2 protein-coding genes are annotated in these 1,246 nt (G+C 44.2%); both read left to right on the top strand.

All coding sequences use genetic code 11. The annotated features are described in order from the left end of the window. Positions 1 to 131: 131 nt before the first annotated feature. Positions 132 to 329, top strand: a complete 198-nt coding sequence (locus tag QUB44_RS30930) for a hypothetical protein (RefSeq protein WP_333160177.1) — start codon at positions 132 to 134, stop codon at positions 327 to 329. Further along, a partial coding sequence (locus QUB44_RS30935; protein ID WP_445299950.1) for an ISAs1 family transposase occupies positions 302 to 1,246 on the top strand: 945 nt, incomplete at its 3' end. The genes QUB44_RS30930 and QUB44_RS30935, both read left to right, overlap by 28 nt.

Genomic DNA, 1,246 nt, shown 5'->3' on the forward strand with positions numbered 1-1,246 from the left:
CAGGGTAAGCTCATCTAATTTGGTATAAATTGTACTTGACTTTAAGGGCAAGATATGAATGAGTATCCAGTCAATAGCGGTTCAATAGAATCCATTAAAGGTCTTGTGACGAGATCCCTTTTCCAGTGTAAGTGATGCTCGTAGCGGGCGATCGAATCACCAGGAGCGATCGCTCCACCACGGGCGATCGAATCACCACGGGCGATCGCTCCACCACGGGCGATCGACCCGCAGCCTTAAAGATGTCAAATGCGTCCTATAATACTGCTTCAGATCAGTCACGAAGGGTGAGGAAAAAACAATGCAGAAAGGATTCGCTCGTGTTGTGAATCAGCCCAAATCATCGCCGACGATCGACAGGCCAAGACCCATCGACCTGCAAGACTTACAAATGGGCTTATCAACTTATTTTGACGATCTACCAGACCCCAGAGTAGACCGAACCAAACAACACTTACTCAAAGACATTCTGGTAATTACCATCTTAGCTACGATCGCCGGCGCTGTCGGGTGGGAAGACATCGAAAATTATGGCTTGAGCAAGCAGCAATGGTTAGAAGAATTTTTAGAGTTACCTAATGGCATCCCCAGCGATGATACATTTCGTCGTGTATTTGAAAGGCTGGACCCGAAAGCTTTAGAGCAGAAGTTATCGCAATGGTTGCAACAAATCATGGGTTCAGTTTTCCAAGAAATTATCCCGATAGATGGCAAAAGCTTGCGAGGTTCTTACGATCGAGAGAAAGGTTTAAAAAACTTACATTTAGTGACAGCTTGGGCGAGCGAACAGCGTTTGGTACTCGGGCAAGTAAAAGTTGAAGACCACTCCAATGAAATTACAGCTATTCCAGCACTACTAGAATTAATCGACATTTCCGGAGCGATTATCACCATTGATGCGATGGGGACGCAAACAGAAATAGTCCGACTGATTCGTCAGAAAAAAGCCGATTATGTCGTGGCACTAAAAAGCAATCATCCCACTCTTTACAATCAAGTTAAATCTTGGTTTGAAACTGCAAAAATTCAGGAATTTATGGGAGTTGAAATGAGTTATGATTCGCGAACCGAAAAGGGTCATCATCGCGTCGAAACTCGAAAAGTCTGGTCGGTATCAGTTGCCCAATTAGGAGGACTTTACAAGCAAGAGCAATGGGCAGGATTGCACACTATTGTTATCGTCGAAAGAGTGCGTCATCTGTGGAACAAAATCACTCACGAGGTACAATTTTACTTAAGTTCTTTA

The organism is Microcoleus sp. AT3-D2 (assembly GCF_036705715.1).
Classification (GTDB): domain Bacteria; phylum Cyanobacteriota; class Cyanobacteriia; order Cyanobacteriales; family Microcoleaceae; genus Microcoleus.